Source organism: Escherichia sp. KTE172 (assembly GCF_000408845.1).
In the GTDB taxonomy this organism is placed as follows: Bacteria; Pseudomonadota; Gammaproteobacteria; order Enterobacterales; family Enterobacteriaceae; genus Escherichia; species Escherichia coli.
This window is the reverse complement of sequence record NZ_KE137316.1, coordinates 1,932,075-1,958,892: the sequence shown is the minus strand read 5'-3', so window position 1 is coordinate 1,958,892 and position 26,818 is coordinate 1,932,075. Positions and strand designations below refer to the sequence as shown.

General features: G+C 52.6%; 21 protein-coding genes and 3 tRNA genes. 15 read left to right on the top strand and 9 right to left on the bottom strand.

Annotated elements, in window-relative coordinates; genetic code table 11:
• The first annotated feature begins 34 nt into the window (after positions 1–34).
• From G434_RS14445 to recD, 8 genes are all read left to right on the top strand, one after another.
• Entirely contained in the window at positions 35–505 is a 471-nt protein-coding gene (locus G434_RS14445) for a prepilin peptidase-dependent protein (RefSeq protein ID WP_000857045.1), read from the top strand.
• The gene (locus G434_RS14450; protein ID WP_001144285.1) at positions 496–1,059 is read left to right on the top strand and encodes a prepilin peptidase-dependent protein; all 564 of its coding nucleotides are present in this window, start codon (positions 496–498) and stop codon (positions 1,057–1,059) included. The genes G434_RS14445 and G434_RS14450 overlap by 10 nt, the downstream gene beginning before the upstream one ends.
• Entirely contained in the window at positions 1,056–1,463 is a 408-nt protein-coding gene (locus tag G434_RS14455) for a DUF2509 family protein (RefSeq protein WP_001078373.1), read from the top strand. The genes G434_RS14450 and G434_RS14455 overlap by 4 nt, the downstream gene beginning before the upstream one ends.
• A complete protein-coding gene (locus G434_RS14460) occupies positions 1,448–1,771 on the top strand; it encodes a prepilin-type N-terminal cleavage/methylation domain-containing protein (RefSeq protein WP_001276460.1) in 324 nt (107 codons plus the stop codon). The genes G434_RS14455 and G434_RS14460 overlap by 16 nt, the downstream gene beginning before the upstream one ends.
• Positions 1,772–1,783: 12 nt before the next feature.
• Complete coding sequence (gene recC, locus G434_RS14465) at positions 1,784–5,152, top strand: exodeoxyribonuclease V subunit gamma (RefSeq protein ID WP_000946849.1); 3,369 nt, start codon at positions 1,784–1,786, stop codon at positions 5,150–5,152.
• A gap of 175 nt (positions 5,153–5,327) precedes the next feature.
• On the top strand, positions 5,328–8,216 hold the full coding sequence (ptrA, locus tag G434_RS14470) for a pitrilysin (protein ID WP_001141227.1): 2,889 nt from the start codon (positions 5,328–5,330) through the stop codon (positions 8,214–8,216).
• Complete coding sequence (gene recB / locus G434_RS14475; protein ID WP_001322794.1) at positions 8,209–11,751, top strand: exodeoxyribonuclease V subunit beta; 3,543 nt, start codon at positions 8,209–8,211, stop codon at positions 11,749–11,751. Before ptrA ends, recB begins: the two co-directional genes overlap by 8 nt.
• Positions 11,751–13,577, top strand: coding sequence for an exodeoxyribonuclease V subunit alpha (gene recD, locus G434_RS14480; protein WP_000775991.1), 1,827 nt, complete (start codon positions 11,751–11,753; stop codon positions 13,575–13,577). Before recB ends, recD begins: the two co-directional genes overlap by 1 nt.
• Before the next feature lie 61 nt (positions 13,578–13,638).
• Here the strand turns inward: recD and argA are convergent, their stop codons facing one another.
• Entirely contained in the window at positions 13,639–14,970 is a 1,332-nt protein-coding gene (gene argA / locus G434_RS14485) for an amino-acid N-acetyltransferase (RefSeq protein WP_000237947.1), read from the bottom strand.
• Positions 14,971–15,201: 231 nt separating this feature from the next.
• On the opposite strand from argA, the gene amiC reads away from it, so the two are divergent.
• Complete coding sequence (gene amiC, locus G434_RS14490; protein WP_000016907.1) at positions 15,202–16,455, top strand: N-acetylmuramoyl-L-alanine amidase AmiC; 1,254 nt, start codon at positions 15,202–15,204, stop codon at positions 16,453–16,455.
• A gap of 74 nt (positions 16,456–16,529) precedes the next feature.
• Here amiC and G434_RS14495 read toward each other — a convergent pair.
• The 3 genes from G434_RS14495 to G434_RS14505 form a co-directional block, all read right to left on the bottom strand.
• Positions 16,530–16,606: transfer RNA gene (locus tag G434_RS14495), tRNA-Met, on the bottom strand.
• Between the two features lie 33 nt (positions 16,607–16,639).
• Positions 16,640–16,716, bottom strand: a tRNA-Met gene (locus G434_RS14500).
• A gap of 33 nt (positions 16,717–16,749) precedes the next feature.
• Positions 16,750–16,826 (bottom strand) — tRNA-Met (locus G434_RS14505).
• A gap of 208 nt (positions 16,827–17,034) precedes the next feature.
• On the opposite strand from G434_RS14505, the gene mltA reads away from it, so the two are divergent.
• Positions 17,035–18,132, top strand: a complete 1,098-nt coding sequence (gene mltA / locus G434_RS14510) for a murein transglycosylase A (RefSeq protein ID WP_000678646.1) — start codon at positions 17,035–17,037, stop codon at positions 18,130–18,132.
• Positions 18,133–18,370: 238 nt separating this feature from the next.
• Positions 18,371–19,177 (top strand): tRNA cyclic N6-threonylcarbamoyladenosine(37) synthase TcdA, encoded by an 807-nt coding sequence (tcdA, locus tag G434_RS14515; RefSeq protein ID WP_000117726.1) that lies wholly within the window; start codon positions 18,371–18,373, stop codon positions 19,175–19,177.
• A gap of 50 nt (positions 19,178–19,227) precedes the next feature.
• Here the strand turns inward: tcdA and csdE are convergent, their stop codons facing one another.
• Together csdE and csdA are read right to left on the bottom strand one after the other, a co-directional pair.
• Positions 19,228–19,671, bottom strand: a complete 444-nt coding sequence (csdE, locus tag G434_RS14520) for a cysteine desulfurase sulfur acceptor subunit CsdE (RefSeq protein WP_000184262.1) — start codon at positions 19,669–19,671, stop codon at positions 19,228–19,230.
• On the bottom strand, positions 19,671–20,876 hold the full coding sequence (gene csdA / locus G434_RS14525; RefSeq protein ID WP_001309703.1) for a cysteine desulfurase CsdA: 1,206 nt from the start codon (positions 20,874–20,876) through the stop codon (positions 19,671–19,673). The genes csdE and csdA overlap by 1 nt, the downstream gene beginning before the upstream one ends.
• Positions 20,877–21,067: 191 nt before the next feature.
• On the opposite strand from csdA, the gene G434_RS14530 reads away from it, so the two are divergent.
• The 4 genes from G434_RS14530 to rlmM all read left to right on the top strand — a co-directional run bounded on the left by G434_RS14530 (position 21,068) and on the right by rlmM (position 24,071).
• Positions 21,068–21,295, top strand: coding sequence for a YgdI/YgdR family lipoprotein (locus G434_RS14530; RefSeq protein ID WP_000750398.1), 228 nt, complete (start codon positions 21,068–21,070; stop codon positions 21,293–21,295).
• 351 nt (positions 21,296–21,646) lie between these two features.
• Positions 21,647–22,564: a glycine cleavage system transcriptional regulator GcvA gene (gcvA, locus tag G434_RS14535; protein WP_000044401.1), complete on the top strand. Its 918-nt coding sequence runs from the start codon at positions 21,647–21,649 to the stop codon at positions 22,562–22,564.
• Between the two features lie 18 nt (positions 22,565–22,582).
• Positions 22,583–22,978, top strand: coding sequence for a DUF423 domain-containing protein (locus G434_RS14540; RefSeq protein ID WP_000203905.1), 396 nt, complete (start codon positions 22,583–22,585; stop codon positions 22,976–22,978).
• Positions 22,971–24,071 (top strand): 23S rRNA (cytidine(2498)-2'-O)-methyltransferase RlmM, encoded by a 1,101-nt coding sequence (gene rlmM / locus G434_RS14545; protein WP_001045520.1) that lies wholly within the window; start codon positions 22,971–22,973, stop codon positions 24,069–24,071. The genes G434_RS14540 and rlmM overlap by 8 nt, the downstream gene beginning before the upstream one ends.
• 43 nt (positions 24,072–24,114) lie before the next feature.
• Here the strand turns inward: rlmM and fucR are convergent, their stop codons facing one another.
• Genes fucR through fucK form a run of 3 tightly spaced genes read right to left on the bottom strand, consistent with a single transcriptional unit; the run spans position 24,115 to position 26,746 of the window.
• The gene (gene fucR, locus G434_RS14550; RefSeq protein WP_000642344.1) at positions 24,115–24,846 is read right to left on the bottom strand and encodes an L-fucose operon activator; all 732 of its coding nucleotides are present in this window, start codon (positions 24,844–24,846) and stop codon (positions 24,115–24,117) included.
• 57 nt (positions 24,847–24,903) lie between these two features.
• A complete protein-coding gene (gene fucU / locus G434_RS14555) occupies positions 24,904–25,326 on the bottom strand; it encodes an L-fucose mutarotase (RefSeq protein WP_000920840.1) in 423 nt (140 codons plus the stop codon).
• A 1-nt stretch (position 25,327) separates the two neighbouring features.
• Positions 25,328–26,746, bottom strand: a complete 1,419-nt coding sequence (gene fucK / locus G434_RS14560) for an L-fuculokinase (RefSeq protein WP_000808352.1) — start codon at positions 26,744–26,746, stop codon at positions 25,328–25,330.
• Positions 26,747–26,818 lie beyond the last annotated feature (72 nt).

The following is a 26,818-nucleotide window of genomic DNA, read 5'->3' as shown; positions in this document are numbered from 1 at the left end:
TCGTCTTTTTTTCTCCTCGCCCCATACTGCCGGCATGAAAACACAACGTGGTTATACGCTGATTGAAACGCTGGTCGCGATGCTGATTTTGGTCATGCTAAGCGCAAGTGGACTCTATGGCTGGCAATACTGGCAGCAGTCGCAACGGCTATGGCAAACCGCCAGCCAGGCGCGGGACTATTTGCTCTATTTACGTGAAGATGCCAACTGGCATAACCGCGACCACAGTATCAGCGTTATCAGGGAGGGGGCGTTATGGTGCCTTGTGAGTTCCGCTGCTGGGGCCAATACCTGTCATGGCAGTTCACCATTGGTCTTTGTGCCACGCTGGCCCGAAGTCGAAATGAGCGACCTGACACCTTCGCTTGCTTTCTTTGGCCTGCGCAATACCGCATGGGCCGGGCATATTCGCTTCAAAAACTCAACGGGCGAGTGGTGGCTGGTGGTTTCGCCGTGGGGAAGACTCCGGCTTTGTCAGCAAGGAGAAACAGAAGGATGCCTGTAAAAGAGCTAGGTTTTTCTCTGCTGGAAGTGTTGATTGCTATGGCGATCAGTAGCGTATTGTTGCTGGGGGCAGCACGCTTTCTGCCTGCGTTACAGCGTGACAGTTTAACGAGCACCCGTAAGCTGGCGCTGGAAGATGAAATCTGGCTGCGGGTATTTACCGTTGCGAAGCATCTCCAGAGGGCGGGTTATTGTCATGGCAGCTGTACCGGCGAAGGGCTGGAAATTGTCGGACAGGGTGACTGTGTCATTGTGCAGTGGGATGCGAACAGTAACGGTATCTGGGATCGCGAACCGGTAAAAGAGTCCGACCAGATTGGATTTCGTCTGAAGGAGCATGTGCTGGAAACGCTACGCGGTGCGACATCCTGTGAAGGTAAGGGCTGGGATAAAGTCACTAATCCGGATGCCATCATTATCGACACTTTTCAGGTTACCCGACAGGATGTCAGCGGTTTCTCGCCGGTGTTGACGGTTAATATGCACGCTGCCAGCAAGGCTGATCCGCAAACCGTGGTGGATGCCAGCTATAGCGTGACAGGATCCAACCTGTGAACCGCGAAAAGGGTGTTTCGTCACTGGCTCTGGTCCTGATGCTGCTGATTTTGGGTAGCTTGCTATTACAAGGAATGAGCCAACAGGATCGCAGTTTTGCCTCTCGCGTGAGCATGGAAAGTCAGTCATTGCGCCGCCAGGCCATCGTTCAGTCGGCGCTGGAGTGGGGAAAAATGCACTCCTGGCAGACGCAGCCCGCAGTTCAGTGCTTACTGTATGCTGCCACCGGTGCCCGGGTTTGTCTGCGTTTATTGGCAGATAATGAGGCCTTATTGATTGCCGGTTATGAAGGCGTTTCGTTGTGGCGAACAGGTGAAGTCATCGATGGAAACATTGTTTTTTCGCCACGCGGCTGGAGCGATTTTTGTCCGCTGAAAGAGAGGGCGTTATGTCAGCTTCCCTGAAGAATCAACAAGGCTTTAGCCTGCCGGAGGTAATGTTGGCGATGGTGTTGATGGTGATGATTGTCACTGCGTTATCGGGTTTCCAGCGAACATTAATGAACAGTCTTGCCAGCAGAAACCAGTACCAACAGCTCTGGCGGCATGGCTGGCAGCAAACGCAACTGCGTGCGATTTCGCCACCTGCCAACTGGCAGGTCAACCGAATGCAGACATCGCAGGCGGGATGTGTCAGCATCAGCGTTACGCTAGTTTCACCCGGGGGCAGAGAAGGCGAGATGACCCGCCTGCATTGCCCGAATCGTCAGTAGTCAGGAGCCGCTATGTTAAGGGTCTACCATTCCAATCGTCTGGACGTGCTGGAAGCGTTGATGGAGTTTATTGTCGAACGCGAACGGCTGGACGATCCTTTCGAACCAGAGATGATTCTGGTGCAAAGTACCGGTATGGCGCAGTGGCTGCAAATGACCCTGTCGCAAAAGTTTGGTATTGCGGCAAACATTGATTTTCCGCTGCCTGCGAGCTTTATCTGGGATATGTTCGTCCGGGTGTTACCGGAAATCCCCAAAGAGAGCGCCTTTAACAAACAGAGCATGAGCTGGAAACTGATGACTCTGTTGCCGCAATTGCTGGATCGCGAAGACTTTACCCTGTTGCGGCATTATCTGACTGACGATAGCGACAAGCGAAAACTGTTCCAGCTTTCCTCAAAAGCGGCGGACCTGTTTGACCAGTATCTGGTCTATCGCCCGGACTGGCTGGCACAGTGGGAAGCCGGGAATCTGGTAGAAGGACTTGGAGAGGCGCAGGCCTGGCAAGCGCCGTTGTGGAAGGCGTTGGTGGAATATACCGACGAACTCGGGCAACCGCGCTGGCACCGCGCCAATCTTTATCAGCGCTTTATCGAAACGCTGGAGTCCGCGACGACCTGCCCGCCGGGGTTACCTTCGCGCGTCTTTATATGCGGTATTTCCGCGTTACCGCCTGTTTATCTCCAGGCGCTACAGGCGCTGGGTAAACATATTGAAATCCATCTCCTGTTTACCAACCCCTGCCGTTATTACTGGGGCGACATTAAAGATCCTGCTTATCTGGCGAAACTGCTGACTCGCCAGCGCCGACACAGTTTTGAAGATCGCGAATTACCGCTATTTCGCGACAGCGAAAATGCCGGACAGCTCTTTAACAGCGATGGTGAACAGGATGTCGGCAACCCGCTGCTGGCCTCATGGGGCAAGCTTGGGCGCGACTACATTTATCTCCTTTCTGATCTGGAGGGCAGCCAGGAGCTGGACGCCTTTGTCGATGTCACGCCAGATAACCTGCTGCATAACATTCAGTCTGACATTCTGGAACTTGAAAACTGCGCTGTTGCGGGTGTGAATATCGAAGAGTTTTCCCGTAGCGATAACAAACGCCTGCTTGATCCACTGGATAACAGTATCACCTTCCACGTTTGCCATAGCCCGCAGCGCGAAGTTGAAGTTTTACACGATCGCCTGCTGGCGATGCTGGAGGAAGACCCGACACTCACTCCGCGCGACATCATCGTGATGGTGGCCGACATCGACAGCTACAGTCCGTTTATTCAGGCTGTGTTTGGTAGCGCACCTGCGGATCGTTACCTACCTTACGCCATTTCCGACCGTCGGGCGCGGCAGTCGCATCCTGTACTTGAAGCGTTTATCAGCCTGTTATCACTGCCTGACAGTCGCTTTGTGTCGGAGGACGTTCTGGCATTACTGGATGTGCCGGTGCTGGCGGCGCGGTTTGACATCACCGAAGAAGGGCTGCGTTATTTACGCCAGTGGGTCAACGAGTCTGGCATTCGTTGGGGGATAGATGACGACAACGTTCGCGAGCTGGAACTCCCCGCCACCGGACAACACACCTGGCGATTTGGCCTGACGCGTATGTTGCTGGGCTACGCGATGGAGAGCGCGCAGGGCGAGTGGCAATCGGTTCTACCTTATGATGAATCGAGCGGCTTAATTGCAGAACTAGTGGGGCATCTGGCTTCACTGCTAATGCAGCTAAACATCTGGCGTCGCGGGCTGGCGCAGGAGCGTCCGCTGGAAGAGTGGTTGCCGGTTTGTCGCGATATGCTCAACGCCTTCTTCCTGCCGGATGCGGAAACCGAAGCGGCGATGACGCTGATCGAACAACAATGGCAGGCGATTATCGCCGAAGGTTTAGGTGCGCAGTATGGCGACGCGGTGCCGCTGTCACTATTGCGTGATGAACTGGCACAGCGCCTGGATCAGGAACGTATCAGCCAGCGTTTTCTCGCCGGACCGGTTAACATTTGTACTCTGATGCCAATGCGTTCCATCCCATTCAAAGTGGTTTGCCTGCTGGGAATGAACGACGGCGTTTATCCACGCCAGCTTGCGCCATTGGGCTTTGACCTGATGAGCCAGAAACCGAAGCGTGGCGACCGTAGCCGTCGCGATGACGACCGCTATCTGTTCCTGGAAGCGTTAATTTCCGCGCAGCAAAAACTCTATATCAGCTATATCGGGCGTTCTATTCAGGATAACAGTGAACGTTTCCCGTCGGTACTGGTGCAGGAACTGATCGACTACATCGGGCAAAGCCATTATCTACCGGGCGATGAAGCGCTCAACTGTGATGAAAGCGAGGCAAGGGTAAAAGCGCATCTTACTTGCCTCCATACCCGGATGCCGTTTGATCCGCAAAACTACCAGCCAGGCGAACGACAAAGCTATGCTCGTGAATGGCTACCTGCGGCCAGCCAGGCTGGTAAAGCACATTCTGAATTTGTTCAGCCGCTGCCGTTTACCTTACCGGAAACCGTGCCGCTGGAAACGCTACAACGATTCTGGGCACATCCGGTACGGGCGTTCTTCCAGATGCGTTTGCAGGTGAACTTCCGTACTGAAGACAGCGAAATCCCCGACACCGAGCCATTTATTCTGGAAGGGCTTAGCCGTTATCAAATCAATCAGCAGTTATTGAATGCACTGGTTGAGCAGGATGATGCCGAACGCTTGTTCCGCCGCTTCCGGGCGGCAGGGGATTTACCGCATGGCGCTTTTGGTGAAATTTTCTGGGAAACACAGTGCCAGGAGATGCAGCAGCTTGCCGACAGAGTTATTGCCTGTCGCCAGCCGGGGCAGAGTATGGAAATTGATCTCGCCTGCAACGGTGTGCAGATAACTGGCTGGTTGCCGCAGGTGCAGCCGGATGGCCTGTTGCGCTGGCGTCCCTCTTTATTAAGTGTGGCGCAGGGAATGCAACTTTGGCTGGAACACCTTGTCTACTGTGCCAGCGGTGGTAATGGTGAAAGTCGCCTTTTTCTACGCAAAGACGGCGAGTGGCGTTTTCCGCCGCTTGCAGCCGAACAGGCTTTGCATTACCTCTCACAACTGATTGAGGGGTATCGTGAAGGAATGTCCGCGCCATTGCTGGTGTTACCTGAAAGTGGCGGCGCGTGGCTAAAAACCTGTTATGACGCGCAAAACGATGCCATGCTGGATGACGATTCCACGTTACAAAAAGCCCGTACGAAATTCCTTCAGGCTTACGAAGGCAACATGATGGTGCGTGGCGAAGGTGATGATATCTGGTATCAACGGCTCTGGCGGCAATTAACACCAGAGACAATGGAGGCCATCGTTGAACAGTCGCAACGTTTCCTGTTACCGCTGTTTCGCTTTAATCAGTCATGAGTGCTGTATAAAAATTGCGCAATATATCTGCTTGCTTTATGATGCGCACCAGTCACGGACTGATGGATATATAGACATAGGCTGACTCGTGCAGCACAAGATTAAATTCTGGCAGATGATTTGCGTTAACCTGTTGAATCTGGCCAGAAAATAAAGTTGATTATGAGGTCCGTGAATGCCCAGCAGCACCTGGTTCAAAGCATTATTGTTGTTTGTTGCCCTTTGGGCACCCTTAAGTCAGGCAGAAACGGGATGGCAGCCGATTCAGGAAACCATCCGTAAAAGTGATAAAGATAACCGCCAGTATCAGGCTATACGTCTGGATAACGGTATGGTGGTCTTGCTGGTTTCTGATCCGCAGGCGGTTAAATCGCTCTCGGCGCTGGTAGTGCCCGTTGGGTCGCTGGAAGATCCCGAGGCGTACCAGGGGCTGGCACATTACCTTGAACATATGAGTCTGATGGGGTCGAAAAAGTACCCGCAGGCTGACAGTCTGGCCGAATATCTCAAAATGCACGGCGGCAGTCACAATGCCAGCACGGCACCGTATCGCACGGCTTTCTATCTGGAAGTTGAGAACGACGCCTTGCCCGGTGCGGTAGACCGCCTGGCGGACGCTATTGCAGAACCCTTGCTCGACAAGAAATACGCCGAACGTGAACGTAATGCAGTGAATGCCGAATTAACCATGGCGCGTACGCGTGACGGGATGCGCATGGCACAGGTCAGCGCAGAAACCATTAACCCGGCACACCCCGGTTCAAAGTTTTCTGGTGGTAACCTCGAAACTTTAAGCGACAAACCCGGAAATCCGGTACAGCAGGCGCTGAAAGATTTCCACGAGAAGTACTATTCCGCCAATCTGATGAAGGCGGTTATTTACAGCAATAAACCGCTGCCGGAGTTGGCAAAAATGGCGGCGGACACCTTTGGTCGCGTGCTGAACAAAGAGAGCAAAAAACCGGAAATCACCGTGCCGGTAGTCACCGACGCGCAAAAGGGCATTATCATTCATTACGTCCCGGCGCTGCCGCGTAAAGTTCTGCGCGTTGAGTTTCGCATCGATAACAATTCAGCGAAGTTCCGTAGTAAAACGGATGAATTGATTACCTATCTGATCGGTAATCGCAGCCCAGGTACACTTTCTGACTGGCTGCAAAAGCAGGGATTAGTTGAGGGCATTAGCGCCAATTCCGATCCTATCGTCAACGGCAACAGCGGCGTATTAGCGATCTCTGCGTCTTTAACCGATAAAGGTCTGGCGAATCGCGATCAGGTTGTGGCGGCCATTTTTAGCTACCTCAATCTGTTACGCGAAAAAGGGATTGATAAACAATACTTCGATGAACTGGCGAATGTGCTGGATATCGACTTCCGTTATCCGTCAATCACCCGTGATATGGATTACGTCGAATGGCTGGCAGATACCATGATTCGCGTTCCTGTTGAGCATACGCTGGATGCAGTCAATATTGCCGATCGGTACGACGCTAAAGCAGTAAAAGAACGCCTGGCGATGATGACGCCGCAGAATGCGCGTATCTGGTATATCAGCCCGAAAGAGCCGCACAACAAAACGGCTTACTTTGTCGATGCGCCGTATCAGGTCGATAAAATTAGCGCACAAACTTTCGCTGACTGGCAGAAAAAAGCAGCCGACATTGCGCTCTCTTTGCCAGAGCTTAACCCCTATATTCCTGACGATTTCTCGCTGATTAAGTCAGAGAAGAAATATGACCATCCAGAGCTGATTGTTGATGAGTCGAATCTGCGTGTGGTGTATGCGCCAAGCCGTTATTTTTCCAGCGAACCCAAAGCTGATGTCAGCCTGATTTTGCGTAACCCGAAAGCCATGGACAGCGCCCGCAATCAGGTGATGTTTGCGCTCAATGATTATCTTGCCGGACTGGCGCTTGATCAGTTAAGCAACCAGGCGTCGGTTGGTGGCATAAGTTTTTCCACCAACGCTAACAACGGCCTTATGGTTAATGCCAATGGTTACACCCAGCGCCTGCCGCAGCTGTTCCAGGCTCTGCTGGAGGGCTACTTTAGCTATACCGCTACGGAAGATCAGCTTGAGCAGGCGAAGTCCTGGTATAACCAGATGATGGATTCTGCAGAAAAGGGCAAAGCGTTCGAGCAGGCGATTATGCCCGCGCAGATGCTCTCGCAAGTGCCGTACTTCTCGCGAGATGAACGGCGCAAAATTTTGCCTTCAATCACTTTGAAAGAGGTGCTGGCCTATCGCGACGCCTTAAAATCAGGGGCTCGACCAGAGTTTATGGTTATTGGCAACATGACCGAAGCCCAGGCAACAACGCTGGCACGCGATGTGCAAAAACAGTTGGGCGCTGATGGTTCGGAGTGGTGTCGTAACAAAGATGTCGTGGTCGATAAAAAACAATCCGTCATCTTTGAAAAAGCCGGTAACAGCACCGACTCCGCACTGGCAGCGGTATTTGTACCGACTGGCTACGATGAATACACCAGCTCAGCCTATAGCTCTCTGTTGGGGCAGATCGTACAGCCGTGGTTCTACAATCAGTTGCGTACCGAAGAACAGTTGGGCTATGCCGTGTTTGCGTTTCCAATGAGCGTGGGGCGTCAGTGGGGCATGGGCTTCCTGTTGCAAAGCAATGATAAACAGCCTTCATTCTTGTGGGAGCGTTACAAGGCGTTTTTCCCAACCGCAGAGGCAAAATTGCGGACGATGAAGCCAGAAGAGTTTGCGCAAATCCAGCAGGCGGTAATTACCCAGATGCTGCAGGCACCGCAAACGCTCGGCGAAGAAGCATCGAAGTTAAGTAAAGATTTCGATCGCGGCAATATGCGCTTCGATTCGCGTGATAAAATCGTGGCCCAGATAAAACTGCTGACGCCGCAAAAACTGGCCGATTTCTTCCATCAGGCGGTGGTCGAGCCGCAAGGCATGGCTATTCTGTCGCAGATTTCCGGTAGCCAGAACGGGAAAGCCGAATATGTGCATCCTGAAGGCTGGAAAGTGTGGGAGAACGTCAGCGCGTTGCAGCAAACAATGCCCCTGATGAGTGAAAAGAATGAGTGATGTCGCCGAGACACTAGATCCTTTGCGCTTGCCCTTACAGGGCGAGCGCCTGATTGAAGCCTCTGCCGGCACAGGCAAAACCTTTACGATTGCGGCGCTCTATTTGCGCCTGTTACTTGGACTAGGCGGTTCTGCCGCCTTTCCCCGCCCGCTGACCGTTGAAGAACTGCTGGTGGTCACCTTTACCGAGGCTGCCACGGCAGAATTGCGCGGTCGTATCCGTAGCAATATCCACGAGTTGCGCATCGCCTGTTTGCGTGAAACCACCGACAATCCACTGTACGAACGCCTGCTGGAAGAGATCGACGATAAAGCGCAAGCCGCGCAGTGGTTGTTGTTAGCCGAACGGCAGATGGATGAAGCGGCAGTCTTTACTATTCACGGTTTTTGCCAGCGCATGCTCAACCTGAATGCCTTTGAATCCGGCATGCTGTTTGAGCAGCAGCTGATTGAAGATGAGTCTCTGCTACGCTACCAGGCCTGCGCCGATTTCTGGCGTCGCCACTGCTACCCGCTGCCGCGTGAAATTGCCCAGGTCGTCTTTGAAACCTGGAAAGGACCGCAGGCGTTGCTGCGCGATATTAATCGTTATCTGCAAGGCGAAGCGCCGGTTATCAAAGCGCCGCCGCCCGATGATGAAACGCTGGCTTCCCGCCACGCGCAAATTGTGGCGCGTATTGATACGGTAAAACAGCAGTGGCGCGACGCGGTGGGTGAACTGGATGCGCTGATCGAATCTTCTGGTATTGATCGACGCAAGTTTAACCGTAGCAATCAGGCTAAATGGATCGACAAGATCAGCGCCTGGGCAGAAGAAGAGACCAACAGTTATCAGTTACCGGAGTCGCTGGAAAAATTCTCTCAGCGTTTCTTAGAAGATCGCACGAAAGCCGGGGGGGAAACCCCGCGACATCCACTGTTTGAGGCGATCGATCAACTGCTTGCAGAACCATTGTCGATCCGCGATCTGGTGATCACCCGCGCATTGGCTGAGATCCGCGAAACAGTAGCGCGTGAAAAACGCCGCCGTGGCGAATTGGGTTTTGATGACATGTTAAGTCGGCTCGATTCCGCGCTGCGTAGCGAAAGCGGAGAGGTGTTGGCAGCGGCGATCCGTACGCGATTCCCGGTGGCAATGATCGATGAATTTCAGGATACCGACCCCCAGCAGTACCGAATTTTTCGCCGTATCTGGCACCATCAGCCGGAAACCGCATTGTTGCTGATTGGCGACCCGAAACAGGCCATATATGCATTCCGGGGTGCGGATATCTTCACTTATATGAAGGCGCGTAGCGAAGTTCACGCCCACTACACTTTAGATACCAACTGGCGCTCCGCACCAGGAATGGTGAACAGCGTGAATAAGCTTTTCAGTCAGACTGATGACGCGTTCATGTTTCGCGAAATTCCTTTTATTCCAGTGAAATCAGCCGGGAAAAATCAGGCGTTACGTTTTGTGTTTAAAGGTGAAACGCAGCCTGCGATGAAAATGTGGCTGATGGAAGGCGAAAGCTGCGGCGTTGGCGACTATCAAAGTACCATGGCGCAGGTATGTGCTGCGCAAATCCGCGACTGGCTACAAGCCGGACAGCGGGGCGAAGCGTTGCTGATGAACGGCGACGACGCGCGTCCGGTGCGTGCTTCGGACATCAGTGTGCTGGTGCGCAGCCGCCAGGAGGCCGCTCAGGTGCGCGATGCCTTAACGCTGCTGGAAATCCCTTCCGTTTACCTTTCGAACCGCGACAGTGTTTTTGAAACTCTGGAAGCGCAGGAGATGCTTTGGCTGTTGCAGGCGGTGATGACTCCCGAACGTGAGAACACCCTGCGCAGTGCGCTGGCAACGTCAATGATGGGGCTGAATGCGCTGGATATTGAAACGCTGAATAATGACGAACATGCGTGGGATGCGGTAGTCGAAGAGTTCGATGGTTATCGGCAAATCTGGCGCAAACGTGGCGTTATGCCGATGCTGCGGGCGCTGATGTCGGCGCGTAACATTGCTGAAAACTTGCTGGCAACGGCAGGCGGTGAGCGGCGTCTTACCGATATCTTGCATATCAGCGAACTGCTACAAGAAGCCGGAACGCAGCTGGAAAGTGAACATGCGCTGGTACGCTGGTTATCGCAACATATCCTCGAGCCAGACAGTAATGCCTCCAGCCAACAAATGCGCCTCGAAAGTGATAAACATCTGGTGCAGATTGTCACGATCCATAAATCAAAAGGGCTGGAATATCCGCTGGTCTGGTTGCCATTTATTACCAATTTCCGCGTCCAGGATCAGGCGTTCTATCACGATCGCCACTCGTTTGAGGCTGTTCTGGATCTTAACGCTGCGCCAGAAAGTGTCGATCTCGCGGAGGCCGAACGTCTGGCGGAAGATCTGCGTTTGCTTTACGTGGCGCTGACGCGTTCGGTTTGGCATTGCAGTCTCGGCGTTGCACCGCTGGTGCGCCGTCGTGGCGATAAAAAAGGTGACACCGACGTCCACCAAAGTGCGCTCGGGCGTTTGCTGCAAAAAGGGGAACCGCAAGATGCGGCAGGACTTCGCACCTGTATTGAAGCGTTATGCGATGATGATATTGCCTGGCAAACGGCACAAACGGGTGATAACCAGCCCTGGCAGGTTAATGATGCTATAACTGCAGAACTGAATGCGAGGACACTACAACGATTGCCCGGCGATAACTGGCGTGTCACCAGCTACTCCGGTTTGCAGCAGCGTGGTCACGGTATCGCTCAGGATCTGATGCCACGGCTGGATGTTGATGCCGCAGGCGTGGTCAGCGTCGTTGAAGAACCGACGTTAACACCGCATCAGTTCCCGCGCGGTGCGTCACCGGGGACATTCTTGCACAGTTTGTTTGAAGACCTCGATTTTACCCAGCCGGTTGACCCGAACTGGGTACAGGAAAAACTGGAACTCGGCGGCTTTGAATCGCAGTGGGAACCGGTGTTGACCGAGTGGATCACGGCTGTCCTCCAGGCACCTCTCAATGAAACGGGTGTTAGCCTGAGTCAGCTTTCCGACCGCGATAAACAGGTGGAGATGGAGTTTTACCTGCCGATTAGTGAACCGCTCATCGCCAGCCAGCTTGATGCACTAATTCGCCAGTTTGATCCGCTATCCGCTGGCTGCCCGCCGCTGGAGTTCATGCAGGTACGCGGCATGTTAAAAGGCTTTATCGACCTGGTATTCCGCCACGAAGGGCGTTATTACCTGCTCGACTATAAATCCAACTGGCTGGGTGAAGACAGTTCGGCTTACACCCAACAGGCTATGGCAGCGGCGATGCAGGCACACCGCTATGATCTGCAATATCAGCTTTATACCCTGGCGCTGCACCGTTATCTGCGCCATCGCATTGCTGATTACGACTATGATCGTCACTTTGGCGGCGTTATCTATCTGTTCCTGCGTGGCGTTGATAAAGAACATCCGCAACAAGGGATTTACACAACCCGACCCAACGCCGGGTTGATTGACCTGATGGATGAGATGTTTGCCGGTATGACCCTGGAGGAGGCGTAATGAAATTGCAAAAGCAATTACTGGAAGCTGTGGAGCACAAACAGCTACGCCCGCTGGATGTGCAATTTGCCCTGACCGTGGCGGGAGATGAACATCCTGCCGTCACCCTCGCGGCAGCCCTGTTAAGCCACGACGCCGGGGAAGGGCATGTCTGTTTACCGCTCTCACGACTGGAAAATAACGAGGAGTCACATCCGCTGTTAGCAACCTGTGTCAGTGAAATCGGTGAGTTACAAAATTGGGAAGAATGCTTGCTGGCTTCACAAGCGGTCAGCCGGGGAGATGAACCAACGCCGATGATCCTCTGTGGTGATCGTCTTTATTTGAATCGCATGTGGTGTAACGAGCGCACAGTGGCACGCTTTTTCAACGAAGTGAATCATGCCATTGAGGTTGATGAAGCTCTACTGGCGCAAACCCTGGACAAACTTTTTCCAGTAAGCGATGAAATTAACTGGCAAAAAGTTGCGGCGGCAGTGGCGCTGACGCGGCGGATCTCGGTGATTTCCGGCGGCCCTGGCACCGGTAAAACGACCACCGTAGCGAAGTTGCTGGCAGCGTTAATTCAAATGGCAGACGGCGAACGCTGCCGTATCCGTCTGGCTGCACCAACGGGTAAAGCTGCCGCGCGCTTAACCGAATCTCTCGGCAAGGCTTTGCGCCAGTTACCGCTGACCGATGAACAAAAGAAACGCATTCCGGAAGATGCCAGCACTTTGCACCGATTGCTGGGTGCGCAGCCGGGTAGCCAGCGTTTACGTCATCATGCCGGTAACCCGCTGCATCTTGATGTGCTGGTGGTAGATGAAGCGTCAATGATCGATCTGCCTATGATGTCGAGACTGATCGACGCCTTGCCCGATCATGCGCGAGTGATCTTTCTCGGCGATCGTGATCAACTGGCTTCGGTTGAGGCTGGGGCAGTGCTGGGCGATATCTGCGCTTATGCCAATGCCGGCTTTACCGCCGAGCGTGCCGGGCAGTTGAGCCGCCTGACGGGAACTCACGTTCCGGCAGGAACTGGCACAGAAGCGGCATCTTTGCGCGACAGTCTCTGCCTGCTGCAAAAAAGCTATCGTTTCGGCAGCGATTCTGGCATTGGTCAGTTAGCTGCGGCGATCAACCGTGGTGATAAAACGGCAGTGAAAACCGTTTTTCAGCAGGATTTTTCTGATATCGAAAAACGGCTTTTACAGAGCGGCGAAGATTATATTGCGATGCTTGAGGAAGCTCTTGCGGGTTACGGACGTTATCTGGATCTGCTGCAAGCGCGTGCCGAGCCGGATTTAATCATTCAGGCGTTCAATGAGTACCAGCTTTTGTGCGCCCTGCGGGAAGGGCCGTTTGGCGTGGCTGGACTGAATGAGCGAATTGAGCAGTTTATGCAACAGAAGCGCAAAATTCATCGTAATCCGCACTCTCGTTGGTACGAAGGCCGACCGGTGATGATTGCCCGTAATGACAGCGCGCTTGGGTTGTTTAATGGCGATATCGGTATCGCTCTGGATCGTGGGCAGGGGACGCGCGTCTGGTTTGCGATGCCGGACGGCAATATTAAGTCTGTGCAACCGAGTCGCTTGCCAGAGCACGAAACTACGTGGGCGATGACGGTACATAAATCGCAGGGATCGGAGTTCGACCATGCGGCGTTGATTTTACCGAGCCAACGCACGCCGGTAGTAACACGAGAGCTGGTTTACACCGCGGTGACCCGCGCGCGTCGCCGTCTGTCGCTGTATGCCGATGAGCGCATTTTAAGTGCGGCAATTGCCACGCGCACCGAGCGGCGCAGCGGTCTGGCGGCGTTGTTTAGTTCACGGGGATAAACGTAATTGCCGGATGCGACGCACGAGTGTTACGCATGTCGCATCCGGCGATTTTCATCGCTTACCCCAAATCCGCCATCAACACTTTGGATTTACGCTGGTAGTTGTACAACTGCTTTTTGCTCTCGGGCAGTAAATCAATATCCACTGGGGTAAATCCACGTTCCTGGAACCAGTGAATACTGCGCGTGGTCAGCACAAATAATTTGCTTAAGCCGCTCTGCTTCGCCTGAGCGGCAATGCGTTCCAGCAGAACCTCGCCCCGTGATGAACTGCGGTAATCCGGGTGAACTGCCACACAGGCCATTTCCCCAATCTTCTCTTCCGGGAAAGGATAGAGCGCGGCGCAGGCAATAGTCGTGTTATCGCGCTGAATAATGGTGAATTTGTCGATTTCCATCTCCAGCTGCTCGCGAGAACGGCGTACCAGAATACCTTGCTGCTCCAGCGGGCGAATCAACTCCAGAATACCGCCAATATCATTGATTGTTGCGCGACGAATCTGCTCGGCGCTTTCCATCACAATCTGCGTACCGATACCGTCGCGTGAGAACAACTCTTGCAATAGCGCGCCATCTTCCTGATAACTGATTAAATGACAGCGACGCACGCCGCTGCGGCAGGCTTTCACTGCGCCACGCAAAAAGCGCACCGTACCGGAGTTGTAATCGCCTTTCTCTTCCTGGGCTTCTACCCGCGCTTGCGCTTCGTTAGGGAAAAGTTCGGAGACAATATCACCGTCGTCATTAGTGACGCCCTGGGAAGAGCAAAAACCAATCATCTTTTCAGCTTTCAGTTTGATGGCCAGTTGAGTGGCAATCTCTTCCGAGGTCAGATTAAAGCTCTCGCCAGTGACTGAAACAGCGACCGGCCCCATTAGCACTATTGCACCGCTGTCCAGTTGACGATGGATCGCGTCTTCATCAATCCGCCGGATACGCCCGCTATGGCAGTAATCCACGCCGTCATCGACGCCCAGCGGCTGGGCGATAATAAAATTGCCACTGACGACGTTGATATGCGCGCCCTGTAGCGGCGTGTTATTGAGACTCATCGACAGGCGAGCAGTAATATCCAGTTGCAATGTTCCCGCAGCCTGCTTCACCAGTTCCAGTGTTTTGGCGTCGGTCACACGTATATTCTTGTGATACAGCGGTTCGTGGTGATGCGCAGCCAGATTTGCGTCGATCTGCGGACGTGCGCCATAGACCACCACCAGACGGATGCCGAGGCTGTGCAGCAACCCGATATCATTAACGATACTGGAGAAATTCTCATGCTCAATGGCTTCACCGCCGAGCATGATGACAAACGTTTTTCCCCGGTGGGTATTGATATAGGGAACCGAATGGCGGAATCCCTCGACCAACTCGGTTTTACGTTCCTTTACCACGGCACACCTCTTTGCATGATTATTCGAAATTATTGTATTTTTATTCTGTTTTTTCGCAGGGTGCAAGTGTAAATTTTATGCGAGAGCGACTTTTTTATCAGTAATGCCGTGAATATAAAAAGAATGTTTACCGTTTATTAGATGACAGATTATGCGTCTTTCGCTAAAGTTTCCGGTCAAATTAGTCGTTTACTTGTTACACAGCTTAGATTTCTTTTGCTCGGGAGAGGCATGTCAGGATCCAACACTGCAATCAGCCGTCGTCGTTTACTGCAAGGCGCGGGTGCCATGTGGCTATTGAGCGTAAGTCAGGTCAGTCTGGCTGCGGTCAGCCAGGTCGTGGCGGTGCGCGTCTGGCCTGCGTCCAGCTACACCCGCGTGACGGTAGAATCAAATCGTCAGCTGAAATATAAGCAGTTCGCGTTGAGTAACCCGGAACGCGTGGTGGTGGATATCGAAGATGTAAACCTGAACTCGGTACTCAAGGGGATGGCGGCACAAATTCGTGCAGACGACCCGTTCATCAAGTCGGCGCGCGTCGGGCAATTTGACCCGCAAACCGTACGCATGGTTTTTGAATTAAAGCAAAACGTAAAACCGCAGCTGTTTGCCCTTGCGCCGGTCGCCGGGTTTAAAGAGCGTCTGGTGATGGACCTCTATCCGGCTAATGCACAGGATATGCAGGACCCGCTGCTGGCGCTGCTGGAGGATTACAACAAAGGCGACCTCGAAAAGCAGGTGCCGCCAGCACAAAGTGGTCCACAACCGGGTAAAGCAGGGCGCGATCGTCCGATTGTTATTATGCTTGACCCTGGCCACGGCGGCGAAGACTCCGGTGCGGTGGGGAAATACAAAACGCGCGAAAAAGACGTGGTATTGCAAATAGCTCGCCGTTTGCGCTCTCTGATCGAGAAAGAGGGCAATATGAAGGTGTACATGACGCGCAATGAAGACATCTTCATTCCGTTGCAAGTGCGCGTAGCAAAAGCCCAGAAACAGCGTGCCGACCTGTTTGTCTCTATCCATGCCGACGCCTTTACCAGTCGCCAGCCGAGCGGTTCCTCTGTGTTTGCGCTCTCAACCAAAGGTGCAACCAGTACTGCGGCAAAATATCTGGCACAAACCCAGAACGCCTCGGACTTGATTGGTGGCGTGAGCAAAAGCGGTGACCGCTATGTCGACCACACCATGTTCGATATGGTGCAGTCGCTGACCATTGCCGACAGCCTTAAGTTTGGTAAAGCGGTGCTGAATAAGCTCGGTAAAATCAACAAGCTGCATAAAAATCAGGTTGAACAGGCCGGGTTTGCCGTGCTGAAAGCGCCTGATATTCCCTCCATTCTGGTCGAAACGGCGTTTATCAGTAACGTTGAGGAAGAGCGTAAACTGAAAACGGCGACCTTCCAGCAGGAAGTTGCGGAGTCTATTCTTGCGGGGATTAAAGCGTATTTTGCCGATGGGGCGACGCTGGCGAGAAGGGGATGATAAAAAGGCGCTGAATGGCGCTTTTTTTATGGGAGAGCAGAAACAAAAAAACACCCGTTAGGGTGTTCAATAATTGGTTGCGGGGGCCGGATTTGAACCGACGACCTTCGGGTTATGAGCCCGACGAGCTACCAGGCTGCTCCACCCCGCGTCACCGTACTGCTTTACTTCATCAAATTTTAATTGGTTGCGGGGGCCGGATTTGAACCGACGACCTTCGGGTTATGAGCCCGACGAGCTACCAGGCTGCTCCACCCCGCGTCACCGTACTGCTTTACTTCATCAAATTTTAATTGGTTGCGGGGGCCGGATTTGAACCGACGACCTTCGGGTTATGAGCCCGACGAGCTACCAGGCTGCTCCACCCCGCGTCCGTGGATGCGCACTATACTCCGCTCGCGTTTTCATGCAACCTTTTTTTTACCCCGATCACGGATTCGGCATGATTTTGAACAAAAACAAATCACTAAAGCCTATTTTTTGTGCAAAATTTGCGTCAGGGAGAGGCTGCTCATTTCATTAAACGCGGCGGTTTGTTATCTTCGTTGCGCCTTATTTTTTAACCTGAAGAAGAGAACAATGAAAGGACGTTGGGTAAAGTACCTTCTTATGGGCACGGTTGTGGCAATGCTTGCCGCCTGCTCTTCCAAACCAACCGATCGCGGACAGCAATATAAAGACGGGAAATTTACCCAGCCTTTCTCTCTGGTGAACCAGCCAGATGCCGTTGGCGCGCCGATTAACGCCGGTGATTTTGCCGAGCAAATTAACCATATCCGTAATTCGTCACCGCGTCTGTATGGCAACCAGAGTAATGTTTATAACGCGGTGCAAGAGTGGCTGCGCGCAGGCGGTGATACCCGCAATATGCGCCAGTTCGGCATTGATGCCTGGCAGATGGAAGGTGCCGACAACTATGGTAACGTGCAGTTTACAGGCTATTACACGCCGGTAATTCAGGCGCGCCATACCCGCCAGGGCGAGTTCCAGTATCCGATTTACCGTATGCCGCCAAAACGTGGTCGTCTGCCGTCTCGTGCGGAGATCTACGCGGGGGCATTGAGTGATAAATATATTCTCGCTTACAGTAACTCCCTGATGGATAACTTCATTATGGATGTGCAGGGTAGTGGGTATATCGACTTTGGTGATGGCAGTCCGCTTAACTTTTTCAGCTATGCAGGGAAAAACGGTCATGCCTATCGCAGCATTGGTAAGGTGCTGATCGACCGTGGCGAAGTGAAAAAAGAAGATATGTCGATGCAGGCGATTCGTCACTGGGGCGAAACACACAGTGAAGCCGAGGTTCGCGAGCTGCTGGAACAGAACCCGTCTTTCGTCTTCTTTAAACCGCAATCTTTTGCACCGGTGAAAGGGGCAAGTGCGGTGCCGCTGGTTGGCCGTGCTTCTGTTGCCTCCGATCGTTCAATTATTCCGCCAGGTACTACCTTGCTGGCAGAAGTGCCGCTGCTGGATAATAACGGCAAATTTAACGGTCAGTACGAATTGCGTCTGATGGTGGCGCTGGATGTCGGTGGCGCAATCAAAGGCCAACACTTCGATATCTATCAAGGGATCGGGCCGGAAGCCGGGCACCGCGCAGGTTGGTACAACCACTATGGACGTGTCTGGGTGCTGAAAACGGCTCCGGGCGCAGGTAACGTCTTTAGCGGCTGATGTGATATTCTGTATGCCGTTTTTACGGATATGACAGGGTGAGGGGTAACCTCACATCCTGATTATTGACTAAGTGCGCGTTGTTCATGCCGGATGCGGCGTGAACGCCTTATCCGGCCTACAAATCATGCAAATCCAAAATATTGCAGGAGTTATGTAGGCCTGATAAGCGTAGCGCATCAGGCATTTATGCGTTTAGGGTGAGGGATAACCTCGCCCTTTTTAATTCTGAGGTGCTATGTCTGTGGTAATTAGTGATGCATGGCGTCAGCGTTTTGGCGGCACTGCGCGTCTGTATGGTGAAAAAGCGCTGCAACTGTTTGCCGATGCACATATTTGTGTGGTGGGTATTGGCGGTGTCGGTTCCTGGGCGGCGGAAGCGCTGGCGCGCACAGGGATTGGCGCAATCACGCTTATCGATATGGATGATGTGTGCGTCACCAATACCAATCGGCAAATTCATGCCCTGCGCGATAACGTTGGGCTGGCAAAAGCGGAAGTTATGGCGGAGCGTATTCGCCAGATTAACCCGGAGTGCCGTGTAACGGTGGTGGATGATTTCGTGACGCCGGATAACGTAGCGCAGTATATGAGCGTGGGTTATTCGTACGTGATTGATGCCATTGATAGTGTACGGCCCAAAGCGGCGCTGATTGCTTATTGTCGGCGCAATAAAATCCCGCTGGTCACGACTGGTGGCGCGGGTGGGCAGATTGACCCGACGCAGATTCAGGTTACCGATCTGGCGAAAACGATTCAGGACCCGCTGGCGGCGAAGTTGCGTGAGCGCCTGAAAAGCGATTTTGGCATAGTGAAAAACAGTAAAGGTAAGCTCGGCGTGGATTGCGTGTTCTCTACCGAAGCATTGGTGTACCCGCAGTCAGACGGTACGGTGTGTGCTATGAAAGCCACGGCGGAAGGGCCGAAGCGGATGGATTGTGCATCTGGATTTGGCGCGGCGACGATGGTGACCGCCACCTTTGGTTTTGTTGCGGTTTCTCATGCGCTGAAGAAGATGATGGCGAAAGCGGCCCGTCAGGGGTAAACAATCAGGTCGGATGCGACGCGAACGTCTTATCCGACCTGGTTCTGTGCTTAAACCTGCTTCGCCACAGCGATAATCGCCTCGCTTAACGCATTCAACCCTTGGCTGCGTGAGGCGCTAAGCTGCGCACGCAATCCCAGCTCATCAAACAATGCCAGCGGCGACTGTGCCTGCAATTCGGCGGCGGTTTTCCCCTCAACGGCAGTCAACAACACCGCCAGCAGGCCGCGCACAATGCGCCCTTCGCTGTCGCCAAAGAAGTGCATTTTACCGTTTTCAGCCACGGTATATCCCAGCCAGACGCGGTTTTCGCATCCGGCAATCTCTTTAGCCTGCGCTTTTAACTCGTCTGGCAAAGCCGGAAGCTGTTTCCCCAGCATGATCAACTGGCGATATTTATCTTCCCATTGCGTCAACGGTGCGAAGGTATTGCGTAACGTTTCTGCGGTTACGGTTGTGCCGAACGGATGTCCGGCGAATTGCGGGTTCGTCATTAATCCACCAATAATTCCAGCGCGCGGTCAACGGCATTCACCAGCGCATCCACATCACTCTTTGTATTATATGGCGCAAAAGAGGCGCGCAGTGTGCCGGTTACGCCTAATTCTGCCAGTAGCGGCTGAGCGCAATGTTGCCCGGCGCGCAGGGCAATACCGTACTCCGCCAGCAGCGTCACCATATCGCTGTGATGAACGCCAGCAAAATCAAAGGCCAGCAGGCTGGAATCCTGGCAGCGAAATGAGCGGAAGCCAGGACGTTTTGCCAGCGCATCTTCCGCCAGCGTTGCTAAGCTACGGCTCCAGCTTTCGGCCTGGTTGATATCGTAATCTGCCAGCCATTCCAGCGCCGCGCTTAATCCTATGACACCAGCGACATTTGGCGTTCCAGCTTCCAGTTTCCACGGCGCAGATTGAGTCGTGAAGCCGTCAAAACTCACTTCGTGAACCATTTTGCCGCCGCCCAGCCAGGGCGACATCGCTTCCAGCAGTTCTGATTTGCCATACAGCACGCCGATACCTGTCGGGCCATACAGTTTGTGACCTGAAAAAGCATAGAAATCAATATCCAGTTGCTGAACATCCGCGGGGAAATGCACTGCCCCCTGAGCACCATCAACCATCACCACCATCCCGGCTGAATGAGCAAAGGTAATCGCTCGCGCCAGATCCGGGCAACCGCCAGTGACGTTCGACATTTGTCCCAGAGCAAGAATTCGACTACGAGGTGTGATCAGTTCTGGCAACAAATCGACATCCGGCAGTCGCTGCGCATTAAGCGGCAATTTCACCACTTTGGCTCCAGTTTGTTGGGCGACCATCAGCCAGGGGACGAGGTTGGCGTGGTGTTCTGCCACGCTGGCAATAATCTCATCGCCCGGTTGCAGACGCGGACGCGCATAGCATTGTGCCACCATGTTGATGGATTCAGTGGTGCCGCGCGTCCAGACGATAGTTTTATCATCCGGTGCATTCAGTAATTGCGCCACTTTCTCTCGTGCAGCTTCATAACGCGCGGTCAGGCATTGGGCTTCGGCAAACTGGCTGCGATGGACGTTTCCGGCGCTCAGGCTGTAAAACTGTCGAGTGGCTTCAACCACGGCTTCAGGTTTAAGCGCGGTCGCGGCGCTGTCGAGATAGACGCCCGCATCCTGTAGTGCGGGAAACTGGGCGCGAAACTGCGCGGGATTAAAAACGTTCATGGTACTCCTCGGCTTGATGCACCGATCGTGACGCAAAATTCACTTTGATACAAGGAGAGTGCTAACCATCAGAATTATCTGGATATCCTGGCGAAGCCGCGTCAGTAACATATGCTGAATAGTGTTAGGCGTTAATTTTAGCCTGTTAATCAATACTATTAAGATTTATTAATCGCTTTAAGGAGAAGATGATGAAAAAGACTGCCGCAATTATTTCTGCCTGTATGCTGACTTTTGCCCTGAGCGCCTGTTCCGGTTCGAACTATGTGATGCACACCAATGACGGACGTACCATCGTCTCTGACGGCAAGCCACAGACTGATAACGATACCGGTATGATTTCGTATAAAGACGCTAATGGCAACAAACAGCAGATCAACCGTACCGACGTGAAAGAGATGGTCGAACTGGATCAGTAATTCGCGATCGCAAGGTAAAAAAAAAGCACCGCAATTAGGCGGTGCTACATTAATCACTATGGACAGACAGGGTAAATGTACAGGAAGTGAAAAAAGGTAGCTTTGCTACCATGGTCTGAATCGCAGACCAATTGCAAACACAACAACACAACATCACAACCGTAAGCCAAAAGTTCACCAGAACACGCATTCCGATAAAACTTTTCGTTCCGGCTCAGGAAGTGCCGCCACTATAGGTATTTGCTGGTAGAAGCTCAACGGACAATTTATAATGGCTCAGATTAAAAAAACTAATAGGTTACACAGCGTGATCTAATTGTTAAATTCATTTAACATCAAAGTTTAAAAGCCATGTCTAAACGATTACCACCGCTAAATGCCTTACGAGTTTTTGATGCCGCAGCACGCCATTTAAGTTTCACTCGCGCAGCAGAAGAGCTTTTTGTGACCCAGGCCGCAGTAAGTCATCAAATCAAGTCTCTTGAGGATTTTTTGGGGCTAAAACTGTTCCGCCGCCGTAATCGTTCACTCCTGCTGACCGAGGAAGGGCAAAGCTATTTCCTCGATATCAAAGAGATATTTTCGCAATTAACCGAAGCGACGCGTAAACTCCAGGCCCGTAGCGCCAAGGGGGCGTTGACGGTCAGTTTACTCCCCAGTTTCGCCATTCATTGGTTGGTTCCGCGACTTTCCAGCTTTAATTCAGCTTATCCGGGAATTGACGTTCGAATCCAGGCGGTTGATCGTCAGGAAGATAAGCTGGCGGATGATGTTGATGTGGCGATATTTTATGGTCGGGGCAACTGGCCGGGGCTACGGGTGGAAAAACTTTACGCCGAATATTTATTGCCGGTGTGTTCGCCGCTACTGCTGACTGGCGAAAAACCCTTGAAGACCCCGGAAGATCTGGCTAAACATACGTTATTACATGATGCGTCACGCCGTGACTGGCAGACATATACCCGACAGTTGGGGTTAAATCATATCAACGTTCAGCAAGGGCCAATTTTTAGCCATAGCGCCATGGTGCTGCAAGCGGCTATCCACGGGCAGGGAGTGGCGCTGGCAAATAACGTGATGGCGCAATCTGAAATTGAGGCCGGACGTCTTGTTTGCCCGTTTAATGATGTTCTGGTCAGTAAAAACGCTTTTTATCTGGTTTGTCATGACAGCCAGGCAGAACTGGGTAAAATAGCCGCCTTTCGCCAATGGATCCTGGCGAAAGCCGCTGCTGAACAAGAAAAATTCCGCTTTCGTTATGAACAATAATTTACGTAGGGTACGACCATGACCAGCCGTTTTATGCTGATTTTTGCCGCCATTAGCGGCTTCATTTTTGTGGCTCTGGGCGCTTTTGGCGCGCATGTGTTAAGTAAAACCATGGGGGCCGTTGAGATGGGCTGGATCCAGACCGGTCTCGAATACCAGGCGTTCCACACGCTGGCGATCTTAGGTCTGGCGGTGGCAATGCAGCGTCGCATCAGTATCTGGTTTTACTGGAGTAGCGTTTTCCTCGCGTTAGGCACGGTGCTGTTCAGCGGCAGCCTTTATTGCCTGGCGCTGTCCCATCTGCGTTTGTGGGCATTTGTCACACCGGTTGGCGGCGTGAGCTTCCTCGCGGGCTGGGCGTTAATGTTAGTTGGTGCTATCCGTTTAAAGCGCAAGGGCGTAAGTCATGAATAAGGTTGTATTGCTGTGCCGTCCGGGCTTTGAAAAAGAGTGCGCCGCAGAAATTACCGATAAAGCCGGCCAGCGGGAAATTTTCGGTTTTGCCCGCGTGAAAGAGAATGCGGGTTATGTCATTTATGAATGTTATCAACCTGATGATGGCGATAAGTTAATCCGTGAGCTGCCGTTCAGTTCATTAATTTTTGCCCGCCAGTGGTTTGTGGTGGGGGAACTCCTGCAGCATTTGCCGCCAGAAGATCGTATTACCCCCATTGTCGGCATGTTACAGGGTGTAGTAGAGAAGGGCGGTGAACTGCGTGTTGAAGTTGCCGATACCAACGAAAGCAAAGAGTTGCTGAAATTCTGCCGTAAATTCACCGTGCCGCTACGCGCTGCCTTGCGCGATGCGGGTGTGCTGGCGAACTATGAAACGCCGAAGCGTCCGGTTGTGCATGTATTCTTTATTGCACCAGGCTGCTGCTATACCGGTTACTCATACAGCAACAATAATTCTCCGTTCTATATGGGCATTCCGCGCCTGAAATTTCCGGCAGATGCGCCGAGTCGTTCCACGCTCAAACTGGAAGAGGCATTTCATGTGTTTATTCCTGCGGATGAGTGGGATGAACGCCTGGCGAACGGGATGTGGGCGGTGGATTTAGGCGCTTGCCCAGGCGGCTGGACCTACCAACTGGTGAAGCGCAACATGTGGGTTTATTCCGTCGACAACGGCCCGATGGCGCAAAGTCTGATGGATACCGGACAGGTGACGTGGCTGCGGGAAGACGGTTTCAAATTCCGTCCGACACGCAGCAATATCTCCTGGATGGTATGCGATATGGTTGAAAAACCGGCGAAAGTTGCGGCATTGATGGCGCAGTGGCTGGTTAATGGCTGGTGCCGTGAAACCATTTTCAACCTCAAACTGCCGATGAAAAAACGCTACGAAGAAGTGTCACACAATCTGGCGTATATTCAGGCACAGCTTGATGAACATGGCATAAATGCTCAGATTCAGGCGCGGCAGTTGTATCACGATCGCGAAGAAGTGACGGTGCACGTCCGCCGCATCTGGGCTGCGGTGGGTGGTCGTCGCGACGAGCGATAACAGGCAAGGCCGGGGCGTCGTCTCCGGCCTGCTACCCTTTCCGTCAGGCTGTTACCAAAGAAGTTGCAACCTGGCGCTCATCAGAAATAATGTGCGTTACCTCATCCAGATGCCCGATGCGGGCTTCCCCTGAACGATTAAATTTACTTTTATCAATCAATAACAACGATTGCGCGGCACGTTTTAATAGCATCGATTTGTAATCAGCGTTGATGGCATTGGAGTCCCACAGTGCGCCGCTGCTATCGATCCCTTCACAAGAAAAAATAAACAGATCGATTTCCAGCGATTTAAGTTGGGAAATCAGCGAGGGATTGACGTAACAGCCATATTTGCGCTCAAGTGTGCCACCGGAACTGATCAGTTGAATGCGTTCGCGTTTACCGAGTTCATGGCAAATCGGATGGCTATTGGTGAAGACCTGAATGTTGATGTCAGGCAACTGGCGTGCCAGATACCAGCAAGTTGAACTGGCGTCTAAGGCTATCACCATCCCTTCTTCAATCCACGCGAGCGCCTCGCGCGCGATATCTGCTTTATGCGCATAATGGCTTTTCAGCCGGATGTGAAAGGGATCGCCACTGTCTTGATTTTGACGGTGGATATATTTAGCGCGCCCATGATTGCGCAGAATTTTACCCTGCGTCTGTAATTCATTGAGATCGCGACGAATGGTTTCTTTACTGACCTTTAGCTGTTCAGAGAGAGCTTCCGTGGTCAGGCTGGTATGGTTCAGCAGCAGGTCGACTATCGCTTGCTGGCGTGCCGCTTTCATAATTTTCACCCCATCATTCGATAACCGCCCGCGTCATGCGGGCGTACCGGTATGAGATTACGGTGTTACCCCTTTTTTTAAAAGAATATTCCCGTACTTCGCTCGTTCGCCTGTGATAACGATCGCAAAGGCTTTTTGCGCCCGTTCATAAAACGCAAAACGATTGATGCGGATGATGTCAGGACAGGGGGCTTGTAGTGAAAGCGCATTACGATAACGTCGTTCTACTTCAGGATCGAGAGTGTCACCTTCTACCGCCGCCATCATCACCAGCGGCGGGGCATAACTGTCCAGTTCAAATAACGGGATAATCGCCTGGAGCAAGTCGCTCACCAACAGGCCATCAGCGCGGATCACCTGCGGTCCCATCGAATGGGCGGGAAAGTGAGCATCGGAAAAAATAATTTCATCTCCATGTCCCATCTCTGCCAGCACTTTCAATAGTTCGGGAGAAATTAACGGCGAAATTGTTTTCAGCATTTCACACTTCCTCTATAAATTCAGGTTCAGTTTGCGGGTAGAAATAACGGTACTGATAATGAATCTGTGCGCGGGCTTCTTCCGGGCTGTTAAATTCCCCTACGCCATACCAACCGAACAGCGCAGCTCCTGCGACGGTCGTTTCTGCGTCGTCGAGAACTTTTACCGGAATATCAAGCATATTGGCTTTAATCTGATTCCACAATGTGTTGCGACTTCCTCCGCCGACTAACAATAATTCAGAGGCTTTAAAGTGCCCGATTTTTTCCAGCATCTGTAGATTGCGCTGTAATTGCGCGGTTAACCCTTCCAGCGCCGCGCGGTAGAAATGCCCCCGCGTGGTATTAAGCGTCACTCCTTGCCAGCCAGCGTTCTGACACGACAATAAATCACACTGCATTTTCACGCCATCCGCGCCAGGTGCGATCAGACGAGCCTCTTCAATCAACATTTGCCAGGGAGTTTCAGCCGTCCAGAACAGTTTTCTCACCCATTCCAGCACGCCGGATGCCAGCCATTGCATACCTGGGTTATACAACCCTGCCTGACTATCCAGTTCGCAGGTGGAACCGGCATACTGACTTAACAGCGAAGTATCAACCTGGGCGCTACGGACCATTAAAATTTCCCATGTACCGGAAGAGAGCACGGGTTCATTTTGGTCGGCACCAGCGCCAAAAAGGGCGAACTGGGTATCGTGACCTGCGGAAATCACCGGTATGCCAACGGGTAAGCCGAGCATTGCTGCGGCGCTGTTCTGTAACGTACCAATCTGTTCACCCGCTTCCACCAGACGAGGGAAGAGTCGGCGTGGAATACCGGTGGCTTGTAAAATTTGCGGACTGAAATCGCGTTGCTGGATATCCAGCATCTGGCTGGTTCCGGCCATCGTGATATCAGTAGTGAATTCGCCGGTTAAACGGTGGTTAATCAGCGACGAAATAAAGAGCCAGGCGTGCGCGCGTTCCAGCAGTTGTGGATGATTTTCTTTCAACCACACCAACTTATATAACGTATTGAAACTAAAGGCTCCGACGCCAGAAATAGCCTGCAACTGCTGTGCGGAGATCAACCGTTCAATATTGTCCATTACCGCTGCTGTTCGCGGACATTTCCAGCTAATGATCGGATAGAGCAGATTGCCTTGCTTATCTACCAGAGCGCCATCCACACCAAAGGTGGTGACGGCGATACCGCGGATGTGGCAATCAGTCAGTTCACTATTGATTTGCCGACAGCAATCAGCAAAGCGTTGCAAAATGGCGTCTAAAGACCACTGGTGCCAGGTGTTGTTTTCCATCGCGATATCGCTGGCATTAGGCGTTGAGGCGCGGGCAACAATTTTTCCCTGCCGATTAACCGCGATGGCCCTGACATTGGTCGCGCCACAGTCGAGTACCAGGATAACTTCTTGTTTCATAATCGCTCCTGCAATATAGCCGGATAACATTGTTTATCCGGCTAACCACTCTTGCTTGTTCAGGCCCGGTAG